Source organism: Microvirga sp. VF16, assembly GCF_016864375.1.
GTDB lineage: Bacteria > Pseudomonadota > Alphaproteobacteria > Rhizobiales > Beijerinckiaceae > Microvirga.
On the sequence record NZ_CP069354.1, the window covers coordinates 353,348 to 375,982 of the forward strand.

16 protein-coding genes and 3 tRNA genes are annotated in these 22,635 nt (G+C 64.0%); 9 read left to right on the plus strand and 10 right to left on the minus strand.

Annotated features, from left to right (window positions below; all coding sequences use genetic code 11):
- Positions 1-270: 270 nt before the first annotated feature.
- From acs to tsaD, 5 genes are all read right to left on the minus strand, one after another.
- Positions 271-2,229, minus strand: a complete 1,959-nt coding sequence (gene acs, locus JO965_RS01755) for an acetate--CoA ligase (RefSeq protein WP_203442010.1) — start codon at positions 2,227-2,229, stop codon at positions 271-273.
- Positions 2,230-2,350: 121 nt separating this feature from the next.
- Positions 2,351-2,761, minus strand: a complete 411-nt coding sequence (locus tag JO965_RS01760) for a DUF1761 domain-containing protein (protein WP_203442011.1) — start codon at positions 2,759-2,761, stop codon at positions 2,351-2,353.
- Between the two features lie 40 nt (positions 2,762-2,801).
- A complete protein-coding gene (locus tag JO965_RS01765; protein ID WP_203442012.1) occupies positions 2,802-3,215 on the minus strand; it encodes an EVE domain-containing protein in 414 nt (137 codons plus the stop codon).
- A 50-nt stretch (positions 3,216-3,265) separates the two neighbouring features.
- Positions 3,266-4,258, minus strand: coding sequence for an NAD(P)H-dependent glycerol-3-phosphate dehydrogenase (locus JO965_RS01770; RefSeq protein ID WP_203442013.1), 993 nt, complete (start codon positions 4,256-4,258; stop codon positions 3,266-3,268).
- A complete protein-coding gene (tsaD, locus tag JO965_RS01775; RefSeq protein WP_203442014.1) occupies positions 4,258-5,313 on the minus strand; it encodes a tRNA (adenosine(37)-N6)-threonylcarbamoyltransferase complex transferase subunit TsaD in 1,056 nt (351 codons plus the stop codon). The genes JO965_RS01770 and tsaD overlap by 1 nt, the downstream gene beginning before the upstream one ends.
- A 184-nt stretch (positions 5,314-5,497) precedes the next feature.
- Between tsaD and hemC the strand changes: the two genes are divergently transcribed.
- From hemC to JO965_RS01810, 7 genes are all read left to right on the plus strand, one after another.
- A complete protein-coding gene (gene hemC, locus JO965_RS01780; protein WP_203442015.1) occupies positions 5,498-6,424 on the plus strand; it encodes a hydroxymethylbilane synthase in 927 nt (308 codons plus the stop codon).
- The gene (locus JO965_RS01785; RefSeq protein ID WP_203442016.1) at positions 6,424-7,119 is read left to right on the plus strand and encodes a uroporphyrinogen-III synthase; all 696 of its coding nucleotides are present in this window, start codon (positions 6,424-6,426) and stop codon (positions 7,117-7,119) included. The genes hemC and JO965_RS01785 overlap by 1 nt, the downstream gene beginning before the upstream one ends.
- Positions 7,120-7,332: 213 nt before the next feature.
- Positions 7,333-8,952 (plus strand): COG4223 family protein, encoded by a 1,620-nt coding sequence (locus JO965_RS01790; protein ID WP_203442017.1) that lies wholly within the window; start codon positions 7,333-7,335, stop codon positions 8,950-8,952.
- A 15-nt stretch (positions 8,953-8,967) separates the two neighbouring features.
- A complete protein-coding gene (locus JO965_RS01795; RefSeq protein ID WP_203442018.1) occupies positions 8,968-10,563 on the plus strand; it encodes a heme biosynthesis protein HemY in 1,596 nt (531 codons plus the stop codon).
- An 80-nt stretch (positions 10,564-10,643) separates the two neighbouring features.
- Positions 10,644-10,719: transfer RNA gene (locus JO965_RS01800), tRNA-Thr, on the plus strand.
- Between the two features lie 41 nt (positions 10,720-10,760).
- Positions 10,761-10,836, plus strand: a tRNA-Ala gene (locus JO965_RS01805).
- A 136-nt stretch (positions 10,837-10,972) separates the two neighbouring features.
- Positions 10,973-11,047, plus strand: a tRNA-Gly gene (locus JO965_RS01810).
- A gap of 777 nt (positions 11,048-11,824) precedes the next feature.
- Here the strand turns inward: JO965_RS01810 and JO965_RS01815 are convergent.
- The 5 genes from JO965_RS01815 to JO965_RS01835 all read right to left on the minus strand — a co-directional run bounded on the left by JO965_RS01815 (position 11,825) and on the right by JO965_RS01835 (position 21,026).
- Positions 11,825-13,516 carry a methyl-accepting chemotaxis protein gene (locus JO965_RS01815; RefSeq protein WP_203442019.1) on the minus strand — a complete coding sequence of 564 codons (1,692 nt, stop codon included), beginning with the start codon at positions 13,514-13,516 and terminating at the stop codon, positions 11,825-11,827.
- Positions 13,517-13,754: 238 nt separating this feature from the next.
- Positions 13,755-14,642, minus strand: a complete 888-nt coding sequence (locus JO965_RS01820; RefSeq protein WP_203442020.1) for a cation diffusion facilitator family transporter — start codon at positions 14,640-14,642, stop codon at positions 13,755-13,757.
- Positions 14,643-14,843: 201 nt separating this feature from the next.
- Complete coding sequence (locus JO965_RS01825; protein WP_246776710.1) at positions 14,844-16,823, minus strand: adenylate/guanylate cyclase domain-containing protein; 1,980 nt, start codon at positions 16,821-16,823, stop codon at positions 14,844-14,846.
- A gap of 1 nt (position 16,824) precedes the next feature.
- A complete protein-coding gene (locus tag JO965_RS01830) occupies positions 16,825-20,463 on the minus strand; it encodes a FecR domain-containing protein (protein WP_203442021.1) in 3,639 nt (1,212 codons plus the stop codon).
- Positions 20,464-20,636: 173 nt separating this feature from the next.
- Complete coding sequence (locus JO965_RS01835; protein WP_203442022.1) at positions 20,637-21,026, minus strand: response regulator; 390 nt, start codon at positions 21,024-21,026, stop codon at positions 20,637-20,639.
- A gap of 359 nt (positions 21,027-21,385) precedes the next feature.
- On the opposite strand from JO965_RS01835, the gene JO965_RS01840 reads away from it, so the two are divergent.
- Together JO965_RS01840 and JO965_RS01845 are read left to right on the plus strand one after the other, a co-directional pair.
- Positions 21,386-22,108 carry a glutamine amidotransferase gene (locus JO965_RS01840; RefSeq protein WP_203442023.1) on the plus strand — a complete coding sequence of 241 codons (723 nt, stop codon included), beginning with the start codon at positions 21,386-21,388 and terminating at the stop codon, positions 22,106-22,108.
- A 9-nt stretch (positions 22,109-22,117) separates the two neighbouring features.
- A complete protein-coding gene (locus JO965_RS01845) occupies positions 22,118-22,633 on the plus strand; it encodes a GNAT family N-acetyltransferase (protein ID WP_203442024.1) in 516 nt (171 codons plus the stop codon).
- Positions 22,634-22,635: the final 2 nt, after the last annotated feature.

Genomic DNA, 22,635 nt, shown 5'->3' on the forward strand with positions numbered 1-22,635 from the left:
GCGAAGCACATGGCTACGGTTCCGTCAGGTTTAGGAACCGCGCCCCGGACGGGGCGCTGTTTCCCTCCCCCTTGCGGGGAGGGGCAGGGTGGGGGTGGTTTGATTGGGGGAAGGCTAGCCGAGTGAGGCGGTAAACGCTTCGGTGCTGTCTGGATATAAGCAGCGCGCTCCGACTTTTCGACCCCCACCCTCAATCCCTCCCCGCAAGGGGGAGAGAAGAAGGAGTCATGCTCGTCCAGCGATCCCGGATCGGCTGACGCTCGTGGTCGATCACGCCGCTTGGGTGCGCTTGTTCTGCCGGTTGGTGATCAGGTCGTCGACGACGGCGGGGTCGGCCAGCGTCGAGGTGTCGCCGAGCGAGCCGAACTCGTCCTCGGCGATTTTTCGCAGGATGCGGCGCATGATCTTGCCGGAGCGGGTCTTGGGCAGGCTCGGCGCGAACTGGATCAGGTCCGGCGAGGCGATCGGGCCGATCTCCTTGCGCACCCAGGCGACCAGTTCCTTGCGCAGATCCTCCGAGGGCTGCTCGCCGGTCATCAGGGTGACATAGGCATAGATGCCCTGGCCCTTGATGTCGTGCGGATAGCCGACCACCGCGGCCTCCGACACCTTCGGATGGGCGACGAGCGCCGATTCCACCTCCGCCGTGCCCATGCGATGGCCGGAGACGTTGATCACGTCGTCGACGCGTCCGGTGATCCAGTAATAGCCGTCCGCATCGCGCCGGCAGCCGTCGCCGGTGAAGTACTTGCCGGGATAGGTCGAGAAGTAGGTCTGCACGAAGCGCTCGTGGTCACCGTAGACCGTGCGCATCTGGCCCGGCCAGGAATCGGCGATCACCAGGTTGCCCTCGGCCGCATTCTCCAGCACCTTGCCATCCGCATCGACCACTTCCGGCTTCACGCCGAAGAACGGCCGCGTGGCCGAGCCCGGCTTGAGCTTCGTGGCCCCCGGCAGCGGCGTGATCAGGATGCCGCCGGTCTCCGTCTGCCACCAAGTATCGACGATCGGGCAGCGGTCGTCGCCGACCACGCGATGGTACCATTCCCAGGCTTCCGGATTGATCGGCTCGCCGACGGAGCCGAGCAGGCGCAGGGACTTGCGCGAGGTCTTCTTCACCGGTTCCTCGCCCGCCTGCATCAGCGAGCGGATCGCCGTCGGGGCAGTGTAGAAGATGTTGACCTGGTGCTTGTCGATCACCTCCCAGAAGCGGGAGATCGTCGGATAGGTCGGCACGCCCTCGAACATCAGGGTCGTGGCGCCGTTCGCCAGCGGTCCGTAGAGGATGTAGGAATGGCCGGTGACCCAGCCCACGTCGGCGGTGCACCAATAGACATCGCCGTCGTGGTAGTCGAACACGTATTGATGCGTCATCGCCGCATAGACGAGATAGCCGCCGGTGGTGTGCAGCACGCCCTTGGGCGTTCCGGTGCTCCCTGAGGTGTAGAGGATGAAGAGCGGATCCTCCGCGTTCATCTCCTCGCAGGGGCACTCCTCGGAGACGAGTTCGGCCGCCTCGTGGTAATAGACGTCACGGCCCGGCACCATGTTGACGGGAGAACCGGTGCGGCGCACCACCAGCACGTGATCGACGACACCAGGACCGACGCGCTCGATCGCGGCATCCACGTTCACCTTCAGCGGCACCTTGCGACCACCACGCAGGCCCTCGTCCGCCGTGATGATGAAGGCGGATTTGGCGTCCTGGATGCGGCTTGCGAGCGAATCGGGCGAGAAGCCGCCGAACACCACCGAGTGGATGGCCCCGAGCCGCGCGCAGGCGAGCATGGCATAGGCGGCCTCCGGGATCATCGGCATGTAGATCGTGACCCGGTCGCCCTTCTCGACGCCGCGGTTGCGCATGATGTTGGCCATGCGGCAGACTTCGTCATGAAGCTCGCGATAGGTGATCGTCTTCGATTCCGACGGGTCGTCGCCTTCCCAGATGATGGCGACCTGGTCGCCGCGGGTGTGGAGATGCCGGTCAATGCAGTTATAGGCCACGTTGGTGACGCCGTCCTCGAACCAGCGGATCGCGACGTTGCCGGGCCCGAAATGGGTGTTCTTGATCCGGGTCGGGGCCTTGAACCAATGGATGCGCTTGGCTTCCTCGGCCCAGAAGGCCTCCGGGTTCGTGATGGAAGCTTCGTACTTCGCGAGATAGCCCGCATCGTCCAGATAGGCCCGATGCTTCCACTCCCCCGGCACGTCGTAAATCTTCTCTTCCATGGCGCTTCTCCCAACGCATCCTCGAATAGAATTAGCGCTAGGTTTAAGGAAAGAGAGAGGGGCCCGGCAAGCGGGACCGGGATCGGACTTTGGTCGTTGCTACTTTCGGGTGTCCGATCCCTTACGATCCGAAAGCACCGATCACGGCCCCCTCAACCAGGAGCACCGCGAGCCAATGGCCGCTGTCGATGGCCGTCAGCATCGGGCGCGCTCCGGAAAAGCCGTGATTCACCACCATGCTGGTGGCGACGAACCCGACCCAGGCCAGGAAACCCGTTGCGATTCCATTCGCGAGCGTCACCGGTCCGAGCCGGACGATGAGGACAGCGAGCACGAACGCCATTACCAGTTCGGCCACGAAGGAGATGATGAAGGGGGCTGCCGAAGGTTTGCCAGTCGGGCCCATCAACTCTTCGCGGGTCTTGCCGAGAGCGGCCATCCACGGCTTTCCCAGGGCCATGTACCAGACCGCTCCGACGAGCCAGGCGGCAACGGCCGCGAGCACGACGGCGAGATAATTGATGTCAGGCATTCTCAAGACCCCAGCAAGCGGATGCATGATAGAACGTTTCTTATAATCCGCCCATCTTGCAGACGAGCTTCCATTCCTCGTCAGTCACCGGCTGTACCGAGAGGCGGGAATTGTTGACCAGGATCATGTCCTTCAGCTTCGGCTCTTTCTTGATGTCGTCGAGCGTCACAGGCTTCGGAAACGGCTCCACCGCCTTGATGTCCACCATGCCGAACTTGCCGGTCTCGTCAGTGTGGTCGGGATAGTATTCCTTGATCACCTCGACGATGCCCACCACCGCCTTGCCCTCGTTGGAATGATAGAAGAAGCCCTTCTCGCCCTTCTTCATTGCCATTAGGTTCTGCTTGGCCACGTGGTTGCGCACGCCGTTCCAGTGGGTGCCTTTCGCACCTTCCGCGACCTGGGCCTCCCAGGACCAGACCGAAGGTTCGGATTTGTAGAGCCAGTGGGCCATGGTGTGCTTACCCCTTCATTCGTTTTGCGAAATCTTCCGCGGGTTTCGCTTCAATGCTCGGACTTGATCGGACGGTTCATCAGCGCATCGACCGCCTGATCGAGGGTCCATGCGCCGGACAGGATCTGCTCGACGGCTTCCGCGATCGGCATGTCGATGTTTTTCGCGCGCGCCAGCGCCACGAGGGCGCTTGCGGTCGCAGCCCCCTCCACCAGCTTGCCGCCGGCGGCCTCAACGACACTCATGCCCTGGCCGAGACGCTGGCCGAAGGCGAAATTGCGCGAATGGGCCGAGGAGCAGGTGAGGACCAAGTCGCCAAGCCCTGAGAGCCCCATCAAAGTCTCCGCCTCGCCGCCATAGGCGCGGGCAAAACGCAGGAGTTCCGCGAAGCCGCGGGCGATGAGGGCGGCCTTGGCGCTTTCGCCGAGGCCTTTTCCGGCCACGGCCCCGCAGGCAATGGCGAGCACGTTCTTGGCCGCGCCGCCGATCTCGACGCCGCGTACGTCCTGGCGGTGATAGACACGCAGCGTCGGGCCGGAGAGGGCCGTTGCAAGCTCTTCGGCGAGAACCGCATCGCGGCAGGCGAGCGTCACGGCGGTGGGCAGGCCGCGGGCCACGTCGTCGGCGAAGCTCGGGCCCGAGAGCACGGCCACGGGCGAGCCGGGACGAACGATCTCCACCACGTCGCAGAGGAAGGCCTTGCTCTCCCGCTCAATGCCCTTGGCGCAGAGCACCAGGGGCGTCTCGGGCGGCAGCACGGAAGCCAGCGCCGCACTCATCTCCCGCGTCGTCTGAGCGGGCGTGACGAGAAGGACGGCGCGAGTGGAGGCCAGATCGGCGAGAGCGGCGGTCGGACGGATGCGGTCGTGGAGTTGCACGCCGGGCAGAAAACGCTCGTTGGAACGCGTCGCCGTCAGCGCCGCGGCATGCTCGGGCGAGCGCATCCAGAGCGCCACATCGTTGCCGGCGATGGCCGCGGCATTGGCCAGCGCCGTTCCCCAGGCACCCGCTCCGGCAATCCCGATCGGACCCGCCTGTGCCATCACGCCTTCGCACCCGCCTCGTCGCGGCTGGTGTCCAGCGGCCAGCGGGCGCGGGCGGGGGCGGCGATATCGTCGATGAGGCCGAGGCGCATGCGCTCCAGGCCCGCCCAGGCGATCATGGCGCCGTTGTCGCCGCACAGATTCAGCGGCGGGGCCACGAGCTTGAGACCGGCCTCGACGGCGAGACGCTGCAGCCCCTGGCGCATACCCTGGTTGGCGGCGACGCCGCCCGCCACCACGAGGGCAGTCGGATGGCCCGCGATGTCGCGGAAGGTCCGTAAGGCCACGCGGGTGCGGTCGACCACCACGTCGACAATGGCGGCCTGGAAGCTGGCGCAGAGATCGGCGATGTCGCTTCCCGTGAGCGGCGCGATCTTTTCCGCCTCGATCCGCACGGCGGTCTTGAGGCCGGAGAGCGAGAAATTCGGCTCCGCGCGGCCCTGCATCGGCCGTGGCAGGGCGAAGCGCTCCGGATTGCCCTTTGCTGCCTCCTGTTCCACGTGCGGCCCGCCGGGATAGGGGAGGCCCAGCATCTTGGCGACCTTGTCGAAGGCCTCGCCGATGGCGTCGTCGATGGTGGTGCCGAGGCGGACGTAATCGCCGACGCCGCGCACCGCCACGAGTTGCGTGTGGCCGCCGGAGGCGAGCAGCAGGAGATAGGGGAACCCGATGCCGTCGGTGAGGCGTGCGGTGAGCGCATGGGCTTCGAGATGGTTCACCGCCATCAGGGGCTTGCGGGTCACGAGCGCGATGGCTTTCGCCGTGGTCAGGCCCACCAGCACGCCGCCGATCAACCCGGGACCGGCCGCCACCGCGATGCCGTCGATGTCCTTCACCGAGCAATTGGCGCCTTTCAGCGCGCGGGCGACGAGCCGGTCGATCACCTCCACATGGGCGCGGGCGGCGATTTCCGGCACGACGCCGCCATAGCGGGCATGTTCGGCGATCTGGCTCAGCACCTCGTTGGAGAGGATCTCGCCGCGTCCGTCGAAGCCGACGCCGACCACGGCGGCCGCGGTCTCGTCGCAGGTGGTCTCGATGCCTAGAATGCGCATGATCGTTGGCTGCTCGATTAAGGTGTTGTCCGGGCTTTCGGCCCGGCGTTCCTCCCCCTATAGTCCGCCGCGCCGCACAAGATCAAACGCAGATCGCATTTGACATTCTATTGAATTCGCATGATCCGGGCGGACAACCGGCTTCCACTTATCCTGATCATGCTTGAAGGAGAACCCAGCCAGAATGACCGCTTCACCCACCCTGGTCATCGGTACGCGAGGAAGCCCCTTGGCTCTCGCACAGGCTCACGAGACGCAAGACAGGCTGGTCGCCGCCCATGGCTGGACCGTGGAGCACCTGCCCCTGTCGATCATCAAGACCACGGGCGATGCGATCCAGGACCGGCCCCTCTCGGAGGCTGGCGGCAAGGGACTCTTCACCAAGGAACTCGACATTGCGCTGCTCGACGGCTCCATCGATCTCGCGGTCCATTCCGCCAAGGACCTGCCGACGACCCTGCCGGGCGGAATCGTCATCGCCGGCTTCCTGCCGCGCGAGGATGTGCGCGACGCCTTCATCAGCCATCGCTTCAAGAGTTTGAACGATTTGCCGCAAGGAGCCATTGTCGGCTCCGCGTCCCTGCGGCGGCAGGCGCAGATCCGCCGCCTGCGGCCGGATCTCCAGGTGACACTTCTGCGCGGCAACGTGCAGACGCGTCTGGCAAAGCTCGAGCGCGGCGAGGTCGATGCGACTCTCCTCGCCATGGCGGGCCTGCGCCGTCTCGGGCTCACCGGTCATGTGACGACGGTTCTCGAAACGGACGATTTCCTCCCCGCCGTGGGACAGGGCGCCATCGCCATCGCGATCCGGGCCGAAGACGAGCGGGTGCGTCAGGCGCTTCATCCAATCCTCGATGCGCCGACCGGCCAGGCGCTCGCCGCCGAGCGCGCCTTTCTCACCATCCTCGACGGTTCCTGCCGCACGCCGATTGCGGGCCATGCGCGGCTGAACGGCAGCGAACTCGAAATCCGCGGCCTCGTGCTGCGTCCGGATGGCTCTGAGAGCCTGGAGGTCGTGCGCCGCGGCTCGCCCGACGATGCCGTGGCGCTCGGGCGCGAGGCTGGCTCGGAACTTCGCTCCCGCATGCCGCCGGATTTCCTGAAAGCCTGATGCGAATCCTCGTCACCCGCTCGCCCGAGGACGCCGAGCGCACGGCCGAGAGGCTGACGGCGCGCGGTCATGAGGCGTGCCTTGCGCCCGTCACCCGGATCGTGCCGACGGGCGACCTCAAGCCCGACGGAGCTTATGATGCGCTCATCGTCACGAGCGCTCACGCCGTCGATGCTCTGGGCGATCTGGAGCGGCAAAAGCCGGTCTTTGCCGTCGGCGAGCGCACGGCCGATGCGGTGCGCTCGCAAGGATTCGTCGACGTGTCCGTGGCGGAAGGCGACGCGGTTTCGCTATCGCGGCTGATTCGTGGGCAGCTGCAATCCAGCCTCACCCTTTTCCACGTGACGGCCCGTCATCACAAGGAGGAGCCGGCGGCTTCCCTGCGCGCGGCGGGATTTCACGTGCTGCAATGGGAGGCCTATGAGGCGAAAGCCGTCGAACATCTTCCCGATGCTGCCATCGAGGCCCTGCGCACTGGCCAAATCGGCGCCGCGCTCCATTATTCACGGCGGAGCGCGGATCTCGTCGTCCGGCTGGCGGAGGAGGCGGGACTGGCGTCCAGTCTCAAAACTTTTCCCCATCTCTGCCTGTCGGCCGATGTGGCTGCGCCCCTGATGTCGGCCGGCGCTAAGACCCTTGTGGCGGGAGAGCCTTCCGAGGAGGCGCTTCTTGGGCTCCTCGATCCGCTCCCGTGAAACCTGTCGCCGCTTTGGTTACGATCCTGGTGATAGGGATCTTTGCCATATGGAGAGGATCATGATCCGATGAGCCTGTCCGATTTTGAGATCGTACCGCAGGGAGGGAACGAAACGCTGCGCCCAAGCTCGCCTCAATTGCCTTTCACACTGACCGTTTGAAGATCTCGCTCCAGGCGAATCCCTCCCTGGCGACCCGTGCAAGAGTGACCCGTGACCGATTCATCTGATCCCCGACGTCCGAAATCGTCCCGCAAGAAGCCCTCGCGTGAGCCGGCGACCCTCGACCTGAAGGCGACCGTGATCAACGACGGTTCGGTTCGGGCCAGTCCCGAAGGCGAAGCCCAGGATACGCTTGGGAACGACACGTTTGGACCGGACACTCTTGGCAGGGACGTTCGCGCGCCGGAGGCTGCATCGGCGGATACCCTGCCGGGTGCGCAGCCGGAAGAGACCATCGCCAGCTCCAGCGAGCCTCCGGCCGATAATGTGGTGGTTTCACCTGAAGCCACTCTCGATTCGGGGATCGGCACCGATACGCTCCCCTCCGGGGCCTCCGTCGAGGAGTCTGGAAGGCAGGATACCATTTTACCGGAAAGCTCCTTCGGAGAACCTTCCACGTCGCAGACGCGCGAGGAAACCGTGCCTCCGCGCCCCGCTCCCGAGCAGCGCAGTTCCGCCGGTGCCCTGATCGGGGCCGGCCTGCTCGGAGGCGTCATCGGTGCCGGGCTTCTCTATGGATTGCAGGCATGGCAGGAATCGCCAGGGCAGAACCAGCCGGTCGAGTTGCGTCTGGCTCAGCTCGAGCAGCGCCTGGGAGCCCTCCGGCAGCCCGGACCGGCTGGTCAGCCGCAGGGCAATGTCCAGGCGCTGACCGAGCGCGTGCAGGCGCTCGAAACCGCCAAGGGCGAGCTGGATCAACGGCTCCAAGGCATCCAGAGCACGGCCCAGCAGGCCGCGAGCCAAGCCGAGGCAGCCCTGAACCGTCCCATGCCTGAGGCTCCGCAGCCGGCTCCCCAGAACGAGGCGGCGCTCACGGACCTGACCAGCCGTCTTTCGGCGCTGGACGAGCAGGTTCGGGCGAATGCCCAGAACGCGACGAATGCCGCGAACGTCACGCAGGATCTCGACCGCCGCATTACGGATCTGGATCGTCGCTTCGCTGACCAGGTCCGCCAATTCGGTGAAGCGGAAAGACGTTTTGGGGAGACGGAGCGCCGGTTCACGGACACCGACCGCCGCTTCTCCGAGCAGGAGCAGCGTCTTGCCGCGCTCTCTCAGCAGGCGGTGGAAAACACCCGGAACGCCGAGGCAGCGAGCCAGACCGGAACCAAGGTCGTTCTCGCTGGTCGCCTGAACGATACGCTGAACAGCGGCACGCCTTATGCGGACGTGCTCGACGGCGTGAAGAAGGCCGGAGCCGAGGCGAGCCGCGTGGCGCCTCTGGAGCCCTTCGCGCAGCAGGGCGCTCCGACGGCGGAGTCGCTGGCCCGCAGCTTCGAGCCGGTCGAGACGGCGATCCTGCGTGAGAGCCGCGGCCCGACGAACAGCTGGACCGACCGGCTGCTGCGCATGGCCGACCGGGTGGTCACGGTCAAGCCGGTGAACGAAGCCGGCTCGACCGGCGTTCCGGCCCTTACTGCACGCATCCGGCAGGCCCTGGAGCACGGCGATGTGGTCGAGGCCGCTGCCGCATGGGATGCCTTGCCGGAGCCGTCGCGGCGGCTTTCCGAGGAATGGGGCCGGCAGGTCAAGGCGGTCGCCGCGGCCCATCAGGCCGCGCAGGCGATCAGCACCGATGCTCTCGCCACCCTCAACCGTACGACGCAATAAAAGGATCTGCCCCGCATGTGGCGCGCTCTTGTTTTCATCGGTCTTCTCTGCGTCGCGGCCTTTGGCGCGGTCTGGCTGGCCGACCGGCCGGGGACGGTCCTGATCACCTTCGGCGGCTATGAGATTCAGATGTCGGTGGCGGTGGCCGCCATCGCGCTGGCCGGCCTGGCTTTGGCGCTGGCTCTGCTCTGGGCCCTGATCACCGGTCTCATCCAGCTTCCCACCCGCCTGACCTTCGCGTCCCGTGCGCGCCGCCGTTCCCGCGGCTATCAGGCCGTCTCCAGGGGCATGGTGGCGGTCGGCGCGGGCGATACCATCGCCGCCCGCCGCTATGCCAACGAGGCCGAGCGCCTCCTGGGTAAGGAGCCGCTGACGCTGCTGCTCAAGGCCCAGGCCGCCCAGGTCTCGGGCAATCGGGAGGCAGCCGAGGCAGCCTTCACGCAGATGATGGACGAGGACGAGACTCGGGTTCTCGGCCTGCGCGGCCTGTTCGTCGAGGCGCGACGCCGGGGTGATGCAGCCTCGGCCCACCAATACGCCTCCGAAGCCGTGCGTCTGGCCCCGGCCGCCGCCTGGGCGAGCGATGCGGTTCTCGAAGCACGCTGCGCTGAACGGGATTGGCGCGGAGCCCTGGAGACCGTCGAGCGGCGGACCTCTCTCGGTCTTCTCGACAAGAAAACGGCCAAGCGTCACCGGGCTGTGCTTCTGACCGCCGATGCCCTGGAAAGGGTCGATCACGATCCGGAAGGTGCGCTCCGCAGCGCTCAGGATGCCACGAAGCTCGCGCCCGACCTCGTGCCGGCTGCGGCCCTTGCCGGCCGTCTGCTGTCGCGAAAGGGCGATTTGCGCAAGGCCGCCAAGGTGGTGGAAGCCGCCTGGAGCACCCAGCCGCATCCGGATCTGGCGGAAGTCTATCTTAATCTTCGCCCAGGCGATTCCGCTCTCGACCGCCTCAAGCGCGCCGAGACCCTGTCCCGCCTTTCCAACGGAGCCCCGGAAGGCAGGCTCGCTGTGGCACGCTCGGCTCTCGAAGCGCGCGAGTTCGGCCGCGCCCGCGATGCACTCGAACCGCTCCTGCAGGATCGTCCGAGCATGCGGGTGTGCCTGCTCATGTCCGATTTGGAGCAGGCGGAGCACGGCTCCACGGGCAAGGGCCGGGAATGGCTCGCCCGCGCCACCCGCGCGCCGCGGGATCCGGCCTGGATCGCCGACGGGGTTGTGTCGGACCACTGGGCGCCGATCTCCCCCGTCACCGGCCGCCTCGACGCTTTCGTCTGGCAGGCGCCGCCCGATGTGCTGATCGCCCCCGAGCTCACCCTGCACGACGACGTGACGGCCGATCTCGATGACGAGGTCAGGGCGCTGCCCATTGCGGCAGCGGAAGAGCCTGCTCCCCCGCCTGTCAGCGAGCCCGCTCCCGCACCTGAGCCCGCGCCTGCGGAGAAAGAAGTCCGCGCCGAAGCCATCGTCGCAGAGCCGGTCAGGGATGAGGTAAAGGAGGAAGCATCCCTCCCGCAGCCCGAGCCGGTTGTCTTCCCGACCACGCCGCCCGACGTGCCGAAGCCGAAGGAACAGGCGTCCGCACGTCGCAGCGTTTTTTCGGTCTGGTAGGCCGTTCCGACCTTTCCCTCCCTTGCCAAGCGGCGGGGGAGCGGGTAAGAGGGCGGCCTCTCGGATCGCAGAATTGCGATGCCGCAATAGCTCAGCTGGTAGAGCACCTCATTCGTAATGAGGGGGTCGGGGGTTCGAATCCCTCTTGCGGCACCATTCCACTCCTGACGGCGACGTCAGGCCGGAAGGCATGGCAGGGGGTCATAGCTCAGTTGGGAGAGCGCTTGAATGGCATTCAAGAGGTCGGCGGTTCGATTCCGCCTGGCTCCACCATCCTGCTAGCGCATCGTGCGGAAAAGTGTTTACAGTTTTCCGCACCGAACGATGCGCCAACATGACGAGGAGCATCGGAGTGCTCCCAAAAGCGCATTCCACTTTTGGGTCCGATGCTAGAGACGAGAGGGAGCGTGCGGGTGTAGCTCAGGGGTAGAGCACAACCTTGCCAAGGTTGGGGTCGAGGGTTCGAATCCCTTCGCCCGCTCCAATTTCCTTCCCAAGGGAAACTCATCGACAAGGCGCCTTCGGGCGCCTTTCGTGTTTTAAGCATCGTGTGGAGAAGTGGCTCTGGTTCTTCGCACTAGAGCATCGGACCCAAAAGTGGACCCACTTTTGGAATCTGATCCGATGCTCCACTCTTTGGAGAGCGCATCGTGCGGAAAACCGGGACCACTTTTCCGCACGATGCGCTAGAGCTGTTTCCACTGACGTGGAATCATCTCTTCTCCTTGGGTTGCCGCATTTTTGGGGCTGCTGCATTTTTTGACGGCGAACCGGATCCACTTCGCCGAAAAATGCTCCAGACGATGCGTCCAGCAAGAAGCTGCGCTCATGAATCAAACGGGCCCATTCCATGGATGGAAGGGCCCGCGGTGACTCTCGGTCACACGTCATTGACGTTCATCCGGGTAAACCGGTTAGTGAATTCCAAAATGTCGAGCTGAAGGGTGCCTCCAACGCTCAAAGTATCGACGCGGAGGGGGTCTTCAGCCCAGGCGAAATCGCGATGCCTGCCTCCATCCGTTCAAGCCGGGGCGGGTGCCCGGTTCATCGATGTTGCGGAACCAGCGTCGGTCAGGAACCCGCTCGAACAAGCATGCCGGTCCGCTCTCTACGATGGGTATGTCTCCAGGAGCGAGACCTCAACCCATCGTAACCTAAAGATTCTCGAAGGGCGCTTGTTTCAGCGTGGCGGCAAAGAAAATGGGCTCGGCTAACAGTTAGCCGAGCCTTTTTGATTTCGGTGGATGTTGAACGGAGATGCTCAGGCTGCCTTGACCTCCGAGAGGAAGGCTGCGACCTCCCGTCCCAGGTCGTTGGAATGGCGCGACAGCTCCTGTGCAGCGCCCAGCACCTGGCTGGCTGCCGCCCCGGTCTCGCCGGCGCCGTGCTGCACATCCACAATGCTCCCGGTCACCTGTTCAGTGCCGCGCGCCGCCTCCTGTACGTTGCGCGCGATCTCGGCCGTGGCCGCTCCCTGCTCCTCCATCGCCGTCGCAATCGACACGGCAATCTGCGACATCTCGGTGATCGTGCGGGCGATTTCCTGGATCGCCGAAACCGTCTGCTGGGTGGCCTGCTGAACGGAATTGATCTGAATCGAGATTTCTTCCGTCGCTTTGGCCGTCTGATTAGCCAGATCCTTGACCTCGGAGGCGACAACAGCAAAACCCTTGCCGGCCTCGCCGGCGCGCGCCGCCTCGATGGTGGCGTTGAGCGCCAGCAGATTGGTCTGGCCCGCGATGGTGTTGATCAGCTGCACCACGTTGCCGATCCTGTCGGCCATGGCGGCGAGATCCTGTACTGTGCCGTTGGTGCGCTGGGCCCCTTCGACTGCCCGTTCCGCAATCTGTGAGGACTGGCTCACCTGAGACGCGATCTCGCGGATCGAGATGGAGAGCTCTTCCGTGGCGGCCGCCACGGTCTGCACATTGGCCGAAGTCTGCTGCGCCACGGAGGCCACAGTGACGGATTGCGTGGTGGTCTGGCCGGCGATGGTGGTCATCGACTGCGCCGTGGCCTCCATCTCGGTTGCCGCGGAGGACAGGCCCTGCGTCAGGGTCGAGACGTTGAACTCGAAGCGCTTGGTCAATTGATCGAGCAGCTCGGCACGGCGCATCTTGGCCTCGTTCTCTGCTTCCTGCTCCGCTGCGAGACGACGGGCCTCGATGGCGTTGTCCTTGAACACCTGCAGCGAGCGGGCCAGTGCACCGACCTCGTCCTTGCGCTCGACTCCTGTCACAGCCACCCCGAGATCGCCGTTTGCAAGACTGTTCATGGCTGCCGTTGTCACGGAGATCGGGCGGACAACGCCGAAGATCGCGATCGTGCAGAGCAGGCCGATCGCCAGCGTCAAGCCCACAAAGGACGCCGTAATCAGCTGCGTCGACGTGAAGGACGCGAGAGAAGTCGCGTCCGCCTTGGCTCGATCGAGAGCCTGAGCAATGGCTGCGGTCTGGTTATCGAGAATGTCCAGGGTCTTCTTGCGCAGGGCCCGTCCATCGCCGGTCGAGAGCGCGAAGGCCTCGTCGCTTTCGTTCAGCTGCGCATGGGCAATGGTTCGGCCCATGATTGCGAAATAGTCTTCGACATTCCGTTTCAGCTGTTCATTGGCTGCCCGAAGCTCCGCTGTATCCGAGAGCGCGATCAGGGCATCCAGATTCGTCAGGGCTGCTTTCTTGGCCTCTCTGAAGGCCTCGTCGTAGACGGCCATCTCCTGGAAGCGTTTTTCGATGAGCAGGTTCTTTTCCTGGATGGAGGCTTCGTTCACGTTCACCTTGATGGTGAGAGCGATGTCACGTCGCGCTGCGTGAGTGTCGATGATCTGCTGCGTATTCTCCGCAAGCGTATCGAGGCCGCTCCTCGCAAAGATGATGAGGCCGATGGTGACGGCCATCATCACGATGACCGGGATCGCCAGCTTCGTAATAATCTTGAGATTGTTCAAGGCACGCATCGCTGTTCGGTGGCCCGCCCGCATCGCCGCGGGAGGCGCGCGCCCCCACGACGCGCTCAACCAGGCATTCTCGTTATAAATTTTCAGTTTCGGGCAAGTCATTACGCAGAACTACTTAATCCTGCAGAAAAATGGGACTGTAATCTTGGTAAATACTGAAAAATTTTAACGATGCATTAAAGATTTAATGATCCGGACAGCAGACAATGACTGTCGAACCAACCCGGTGCAAAAAGTTCTACAGCACCACGATGCCTGCGTGCTTGGCTTTGTTGTCGGGCTCCACGTGGATCGTGATGAGCGAATCCTTCACATCTGCCTTGAGGGCGCGCTCCAGCCGGTCGCAGATGTCATGGGCATCAGTGACGCTCATGTGGCCCGGCACCACCAGATGGAAATCGATGAAGATCATCCGGCCGGCATGGCGCGTGCGCAGGTCGTGCGCTTCGATGGCGCCTTCCGCATTGACCGCGATGATCTCGCGGACGCGGCTCAAGGTCGCCTCGGGCAAGGCCTCGTCCATGAGGCCGCCGATGCTTTCCTTCATCAGACCCCAGCCGGACCAGAGGATGTTGAGGGCCACCAATGCGGCAAGGGCAGAATCGAGCCAGTGCCAGCCGGTGAGCGGAACGAGCAGGAGGCCGACGATAACGCCGGCAGAGGTCATCACGTCGGTCAGGAGATGGCGTCCGTCGGCCACGAGTGCGGGTGAACGCAGGCGTCGGCCCCGGCTGATCAGCATCCAGGACCAGAAAGCGTTGATCACACCGGCCAACGCATTGATGGCAAGGCCCTGCACGGGGGCATCGATGACCTTGGGAGACAGGAAACCGAAATACGCTTCCCGCAGGATGGCGAGTGCCGCCACGATGATCAGCACGCCTTCGAGAACCGCGGAGAAATATTCCACCTTGTGGTGGCCGTAAGGGTGGTTTGCATCGGCCGGCGTGGCGCTCAGGCGCACGGCCATGAAGGCCGCCACCGCCGTCACCACATTGATGACGCTCTCCAGCGCATCCGAATAAAGCGCAATGCTGCCCGTGATGTAATAGGCGGCATATTTCAGGACGAAAACAATGGTTCCGACGAATATGCTGCCGAGGGCAAGTTTTTGAATCTTGTCCATGGCGCGATGCGTAACGAGAGGGTTCTGCGGGAAACGAGGCGCCCTTATAGACCGTGCTGTCTCAAGCGCAAGACTTTGTTTTTATTTGCAATTCGTTCGCAAAATCACGTTGGCGGAAAAACATTTCATGTGCAGGTCAAGTCTGATCATGGGCGATGAACGGCAAAGTCGTGTGGCGGCCAGGCTTCGAGGGGAAATCGGTTATTCAGGGATGGCCGTCGCCTTGAGCAGGATCTTCTTGTAGTAGTTCGACAGGGATGGAGCGAGCGCCTGGCACTGCTGGACGAGTTCGAGAGCCTCGACCCGCCGTCCGGCGCCGATGCTGTCGAGAAGCGTCGGATGCAGCTCCGTCAGCTCCGCAAGCGCAGGATCCTGACTCTGTCCAGCCGGTGCCACGATGGTGAAGATGGCGGTTTTCTCGGCGCGCCCTTTGACAGCGATGCGGTCGAGTTCGATCAGCACGAAATGCTCCCGCAGCGCTTCCGCCGTCGCGGGACCGAGAACGATGGCGACACCGTATTCCTTCGACAGGCTCTCCAGACGCGAGGCGAGGTTCACCGTGTCGCCGAGCACGGAATAATCGTAGCGCCAGCGCGAGCCTACATTGCCGACCACGCAATCGCCGGTGTTGATGCCGACACCGATGGCGAAGCGCGGTGCATCCTCGCCCATTTCCTGCCGCAGCTGCGCATTCAGAATATCGACCGCTTCCAGCATGCGCATGGCGGCGCGCGCGGCGCGCAAGGGATGGTCCGGGCTCGGCAGCGGCGCGTTCCAGAACGCCATCACGCAATCGCCGATATATTTGTCGATGGTACCGCCTTCCGCCAGCACCGCCTCGGAGAGCGGATCGAGCAGGCGGTTGATGAGCGTGGTCAGCCGCTCCGGCTCGTCCTTCAATTTCTCCGACAGGGTCGTGAAGCCGCGCACGTCGCAGAACAGGATCGAGAGATTGCGGCGCTCGCCCCCGAGCTTGAGGGCACTCGGATCGCGCGCGAGCTGCGCCACGAGATCGGGCGAGAGATAGCGCGAGAACGCTTCTGACACGGTACGGCGCAGCTGGCGCTCACGGGCATAATCCAGGCCGAACCTCGTCCCGAAGACGGCAAGCGCCGCCGCCGCCGGCAAGGCCGGCGGTGCCCAGACGCGGCCGAAGCGCAGCACGACCCAGGATCCTATGATGAAGAAGGCGAGCAGGAAGGCTGCCGCCAGTCCGGTCCTCCAGGACACGCCGTGGGTGGAAAAGGCCGCGGCCAGAAAAGCTCCGGCGATCACCAGAAGCACCATGACAAGCCGCGGCACGGGCAGCACGTAGAGATTGTGACGAAGATTGTCGAGGATCGTGGCCTGGACCTCGACGCCGGCCGTGAGGGTGCCTTCGGTCAGCGTATAGGGGGTCGCGAACGTATCGGGGGCGCCGATATCGGCCGTGGTCGCCTGCTTCAGGCTTAGGCCCACCAGTACGACCTGATCTTTGAAATACCCTGGTGGCAGGAAGTTCTTCGGGTCCAGAGCCTGATAATAGGAAACGGTCGGATAGGAGCGGGCTGGCCCGAAATATTGGATCAGCGCGCCATCGGGAGCGGTGGCCTGCGGCTCCCCCTTCAGCCGAAGCACTTCGGCGGCAAAGCTGTCCGGCATCGGCGGCATGCGGCGCAGATAGGCATCTCCATCGAGATGCATCGAGGCCATGCCGGCCACCGCACCGGCATCGAGGAACGGATCAAGAGGGCTGACCCGAGTCACCTGGATGCCCTGAGCCAGCGGGGTGGTGACATCGTCGGCTGCCAGCACCGCATCCGGGCCGAGCGCCTTTGCCAAGGCCGTATCGGCTTCCTCGGTGGTCGGGTCGGCGAAGATGATATCGAAGGCGATCACCTTCGCGCCCGCCATGCGCAGGCTCTCGACCAGTTTCGCGTGAAGCTCCCGCGACCACGGCCAGCGCTGGCCGATTTCTCCGATGGACGGCTCGTCGATTGCCACCACCACGGCGCCCGGCCGTGCCGGGAGCGGCGGCGCGATCACAGAGAGAATATCGTAGAGCCGCGCTTCGATGAGGCGAAAAGGCGGAACGTAGAGAACCGGGATCAGCAGGGCTGCGATGAGCGCGGCCATGGCGAAGTGGCGCCAGAGGGGCTCTCCGCCGCCATGGTCGCTCGAGGCTGACGGCTTCCTGCTCACTCTAGAACCGTGCCTTGACGGTGGCTGCGACGGTGCGGCCTGGGGCCGGGATGTCGAACCCGAAATCATAACTCTGGTCGAACAGGTTGAGGGCCGTCAGGCCGACCTGAAAGCGCCGGTCCGGCGTTTCCCAGGTGATCGCAGCATCGGTCGTCCAGAAGGATTCCAATCGATCGTTGTCGTAGTTCCCGGATCGCTCGCCGATGAAGTTCTGAGTCACGGTGAACCGCAGCCGGCTCGGGTGAACGAAGGTGAACCCGAGGCGGGCAAAGCGCTCCGGAATGTAGGGCACCGGCTCTCCCACACCTCGTCCTTCCAGATCTTCCGATGTCGCGAGGATTTTCGAGGTCGCTCCACCGACGGTGCCGAAGACGCCGATGCCATGACCCAGCCAGACGTTGACCGTTGCGGCGATCCATTCCGCACGGGCTTCCTCGATACCTTCGATGCTGCTCAACGTGTTGATTCTGGGAATGTTGAGATCGTTCAGCGTCTGTCGCTGATATTCCAGGGCCGTGAAGACATGCGGAGTCCATTCCGCGTCCCAGCGCAGGATAAGACTCTTCGTCGGTCCGCTTGCAGGGGTATCGTTCGGAATCAGTCCGACCGTCGTCGCCGGTCCGAGGGAGTAGCTCAGATAAGTATCGGCATTCTCGACATAGGCGGCGCGGAGCCATTGGCCTTCCAGCGGCGAGACGCCGATGCCGAAGCGGGGCGCCACCCAAACATCGGGTCTGGCATTCTTCACGTCGAGGAAGGTGCGATGGATGCCTGCCTGAGCCTCGAACCAATCGTTCGGGCGCCATGAAAGATCGGCATAGGCACGGCCACCGCGAAAGGGGCTGTCGAAGGCCGCTGAGTCCTGCCGGTATTCCTCGTATCCTCCAAAATAAATGTCGCGAGAATGGCTGAACCCTTTGTACCGCAGCTGACCTGCCTGGGCCTCCAGGCCATAGCGCAGATTGAAGTCGCCGATCCCGATGGCATGGCTCACTGCTCCGACGACGCCATCCACGCGCTGCTTCTCTTGCCACAGGGTATTGATGGTGGGAAACGCACTGAAGTCCCAGAGCTCTCCGCGATCGAGCGTATCGTTCCGGGTCGCGAACACGGCGGCCGAGAGGACATTCCGATAGGCGAAAGTGTGGCTCCAGCCCGCCACGCCGAAGAGGGTGGTCTCGTCCCGCTCGATCTGCTCGGTGCGGTCAAACCGGTCGATATCCGTCAGGCCAGGCTGGGCCTCAATCGCCCAGCCCATGAACATGAACCGGTCGGCTGCATTGGGGGCAGTGCCGATGCTGAGCGTAATCCCCCGCCCCCTTTCGTTATCGGCGGTCAGATTGCCACGGGCCTCGTTGGCACTCGCAGACAGGCTGAAGCTCGTCGGCAACGGCTCATTGGAGAAACCGTTGACCAGCACGCCCGACTCCCAGCCGACCTTCCCGCCGCGCACAATCGCGCCGCCGCCGATCTCGGTGTCGAGAAATGGCCGGCGGATGGGATCGAAGCGTCCGATGCGGCCGGAAACGGCCAGAGGGTCGAGAAGGAGGCCCTGGATCGAGAGATTCAGAGCGGCGCTGTTGAGATCGGTTCCTTCCGCCGCCGACAACGTCGGTTCCGTGGGAAACAGGCCCGGCCGGCTGAGGATCGCCTGGTCGAAATACCCTTGCGCCTCGAAAGGATCGAATGTGCGGTCGGCATAGAAGCGCGCCCATTCATGCATGTTGATGAAGCGGTAGGCCTCGACCGGATAGGACCCGGTCTGTTTGGTGACCGAGATGCCGGCATAGTCACCACCACGAGCCCGGTAGCGCCGCAGGGCTTCGCGCGCCGCAAGGATCGCCTCGTCGGCCAGATAAAGATCGAGCGCGAAGGCCGTGCGCAGAATGGGGACGATGGGCGCCCTGGGGTCGAGCCGGTCCGCGTTGTCGAGGGTCTGCCAGGCGAGTTCGTAGTCGCCGTTCTGAAAATAGGCATCGGCCAGGGTGACCTGATCGTTGGAAAGGGCCGGATTGACGGCAGAACCGGCCAGCAGGGACTCGATGGCTTGGGCCATCTTGCCCTTCTGCAAAAGGTATCGCCCGCGGGCCGAATAGGCCGTGGGCGGATCGAGAGCGAGCGCCTTGTCGATGAGAGCGCCCGCCTCTTCCACGCGGCTCTGATCGAGGAGAAGAATGGCCAGATTGGTGTAGGGAATCGGGTTCTGCGGCTCGATTTCGATGGCACGCCGGAACGCGGCCTCCGCCTCGATGAAGGCCCCCCGGCCCTGTTCGAGCAGTCCGATCTGGTTCAGGAGCGAGAAATTCGGATCGGTCTTCACGACCTTGTAAAGGTCTGCCAAGGCTCCGTCGATATCGCGGGCATAATCCGCTTTGATCGTGGCCCCGAATGCGATCACGTTCGGATCGGTCGGATCGATGGCCCGAGCCCGTTCATAGGCCGCATACATGTCCTTGCGATGGTCGAGATCCTGCGCGAGAGACGCCGAGAGGATGGCAAGGCCAGCATCCTTCGGAAACTGTTTTCCAGCTGCGGCGGCTTCTGCTGCGGCAGCCTTGAGATCCTCACGAAAGCCGGTGAGATAGGCGTTGATCTCCGCAGTCCTCGGGTCCTTGATGGGGACCTTCGGCGCGGGTTGAACCCGCTTCGGATCGGCCAAAGACGCCGCTGCATAGCGACCATACTCGGCCCAGCCCCGACGCCGCGAATCCAGGCCCGGCTTCGCGCGCTCGAACAGTTTGATGGCGTCCTGCCAACGGCGGTCTGCGCCGGCGATGAGTGCCTCCAGATAATCGGCACGGGCACGCTGCGCCCTGGTCATCGGACGGCCACGAGCCTCGGCAAGGGGAGCTGCCGCGGCTTGCCTGCCTTTGGAGTTCATGAGGCTCTCGGCAAGCGTGAGCCAGTCTTCCGTCGTGCGCGCTTCCGGCGCGAGAGCTTGGATCCTCGTATCCTCGGCCTCGAACTGTTTCGGCTCCAGGGTCGATGTCGGCAGGTTGATGAAGACCTCCCGCATCGACATGTAGAAGAGCATCTGCTCGCGGTCGTTGGGGCTGACGAGTACGAATTTCGTCGGGGCCTGGCCGATTGCGGCCACCGCTCCTTCGCCCTGGCGCACCGTCACGGCGCCTTGCGGATTCTTGAGCTCGACGACGCCTTCAAGCACGACGAGCGAGGTTTTGCCCGAGCCGTCCACCGCCAATGACCAGTCGGTGCCGCGGATCGCCGCGACCGCCGCCGGCGTCTTGACGTCGACGCACGAGCCACCGCGGGCCGCGCGCGCCCAGATATTGCCGCCCTGAAGACTGAGCTGGGTCGCGTCTGTCGGGCCGTCAGCCACCTCGTTCACGGTCAGGGTCGAATTGCGGCCGACGCGGATCTGCGTCTGGTCCTTGAACAGAATTGCGAGATTGCCGATGGCATTCGTGCGCAGGGTATCGCCGCCGACGAGGCTCTGCTGGAGCTGGGCCGCACGCCAGAGATCCTCGCGCACGAAGCGCATCTCCTCGCCGCCCTTGGCGGCGACGATGGAGCCTGCGGCCGGGGTCTGGCGCGGCAAGGGTGCTTGGGCCTGTGCTTCGGCAAGGCACAGCGCCAGGGCGCTCGTTGCGGCCAGAAGCCTGAAGAATCCTACGGACATGAAAGAACCAACTTGACCGACATGTACCTGCTCTAACGTTACTTTAGCTTAGCAGGAAGGGCTTCGGATCAAAGCCGATTCACATCATGGACGGTGTGTTTTGCAGCACAGGGTGAACGATTGCGGCATGAAAGCCACAGATGAGGTGTTCAACCGAGGGGGAGGGGCCCGCTTCAAGCCATCTTGCCGCGCGCGATCAGCAGCTTCTGCTTCAGATCGTGCTGGGCGAAGGGCTTTTGCAGAACGGGACGGTCGCGGAAGGCGTCGCGGATTCCGGCGCTACCGTAGCCCGTCGAGAACACGAAGGGGATCGAGCGCTGGGCCAGGGCTTCGGCTACTGGATAGATCGGCTCGCCAGCAACGTTCACGTCGAGGATGGCCAGGTCGACCTGTTCGCGTGACACGACGTCAAGGGCCGCCGACAGCCGGGCCGCCGGGCCGATCACCTCGCAGCCGAAATCGAGAAGCATGTCTTCCAGGAGCAGGGAGATCGCGGCTTCGTCCTCAACGACAAGGATACGCAGGCCGTTGAGATCGCCGTCGCTCGTTACGCTTTCGGTCACGGGTTCACTTTCTTTCACGCTGGAGCGCTGGCCGATGGCTCAGCAGAGCACGAGACAAGATGCGCTGGATGTTCTGGACTTCAAGCCTGGAGAATCAAGCGCTTCTATCATTTTTGCGTATCCAAGCAAAAACCGGACGTAACCGGCCTGATCCATGATATCGTTATGCCAATCTTAGGGCGGTAGCCTGCCCTTGCCTAGGTCTCGTACCACTTCAGTTTATCCGGCAAAGGACTGGGCCAGATCGGCTGCCGGTGCCCTCTTGCGGAGCATGCTCCTTGTCCCGAATAATCGGCCCATGTTGTCCTCGCGTGATCGCTCTCCATTCGTCATGAACGCCTCTGCATCGGATCGAAACCATGCCTAGGCGGCGTTCCAAAGCACCCATTCTCATCGTTCTGCACCAGGAGCATTCGACCCCCGGCCGGGTCGGGCGCCTGCTCATGGAGCGCGGCTACCGCCTCGACATCCGACGCCCCCGCTTCGGCGATCCCCTGCCGGAAACGCTTGCCGAGCATACGGGAGCCGTGATCTTCGGAGGGCCGATGAGCGCCAACGATCCGGACGATTTCGTCAAGACGGAGATCGACTGGATCGAAGTGCCTCTGAAGGAGAACAAGCCCTATCTCGGCCTCTGCCTGGGGGCGCAGATGATGGCCAAGCATCTCGGCGCCCGGGTGTGGGCTCATCCCGAAGGCCGGGCCGAGATCGGCTATTACCCCTTGCTGCCGACAGCGGCCGGCGAAGCCCTCAGCGAGGATTGGGGCGTTCCCTGGCCGAGCCATGTCTATCACTGGCACCGGGAAGGTTTCGACTGCCCGTCGGGTGCCGAGACCTTGGCGACCGGCGACGATTTTCCGACTCAGGCGATCCGGTCCGGGGAAAGGGCCTTCGGGCTCCAGTTCCACCCGGAGGTCACCCACGCCATGATGTGCCGCTGGACGGTGGTCGCGGAGGAGCGACTGCGTATGCCGGGTGCCCAGGACCGTGTGCGGCAACTGGCCGGACGCTTCCAGCACGACCCGCATGTCTCGCGCTGGCTCGATCGGTTCCTCGATCACTGGCTCGATGACAAGGGATAAAAATTCCGGATGACGAAGACCCCTGTTCTGGTGAGCGAGCGTCTTTGCTTTCATGCTTGGGAGCCTGAGGACTTTCCTCTGCTGGCAGCCCTTCATGGTGATCCGCAGGTGCAGCATTTTCTGCAGATGGGCGATCCGCCCTGGGATGAACTGTTCCTCCAGAAGAAGTTCGAGAGTTTCCGGGCGGATTATGCGGCCCATGGCTGGACCAAGTTCAAGGTCACCGACCGGCAAGGGGCTTTCATCGGCCGGGCTGGTTTTGGGCGATTTGACGCGACCTGGGAACTCGAACTTGGCTACACCTTCATGCGACCCCTCTGGGGCCAAGGCTATGCAACGGAGGCTGCCGGGGCGCTGCTGGATTGGATCTACAGGGTTGAGGCCGTCGATCACGTCATAGGGTTCGCGGTGGCTGAGCACAAAGCCTCCCGCCGAGTTCTGGAAAAGGTCGGGATGGCGTTCACCAGTATCCGGGATGTCGACGGCATCCCCAACGCCTTCTACCGTCACAACCGCCCGGCCTGAGA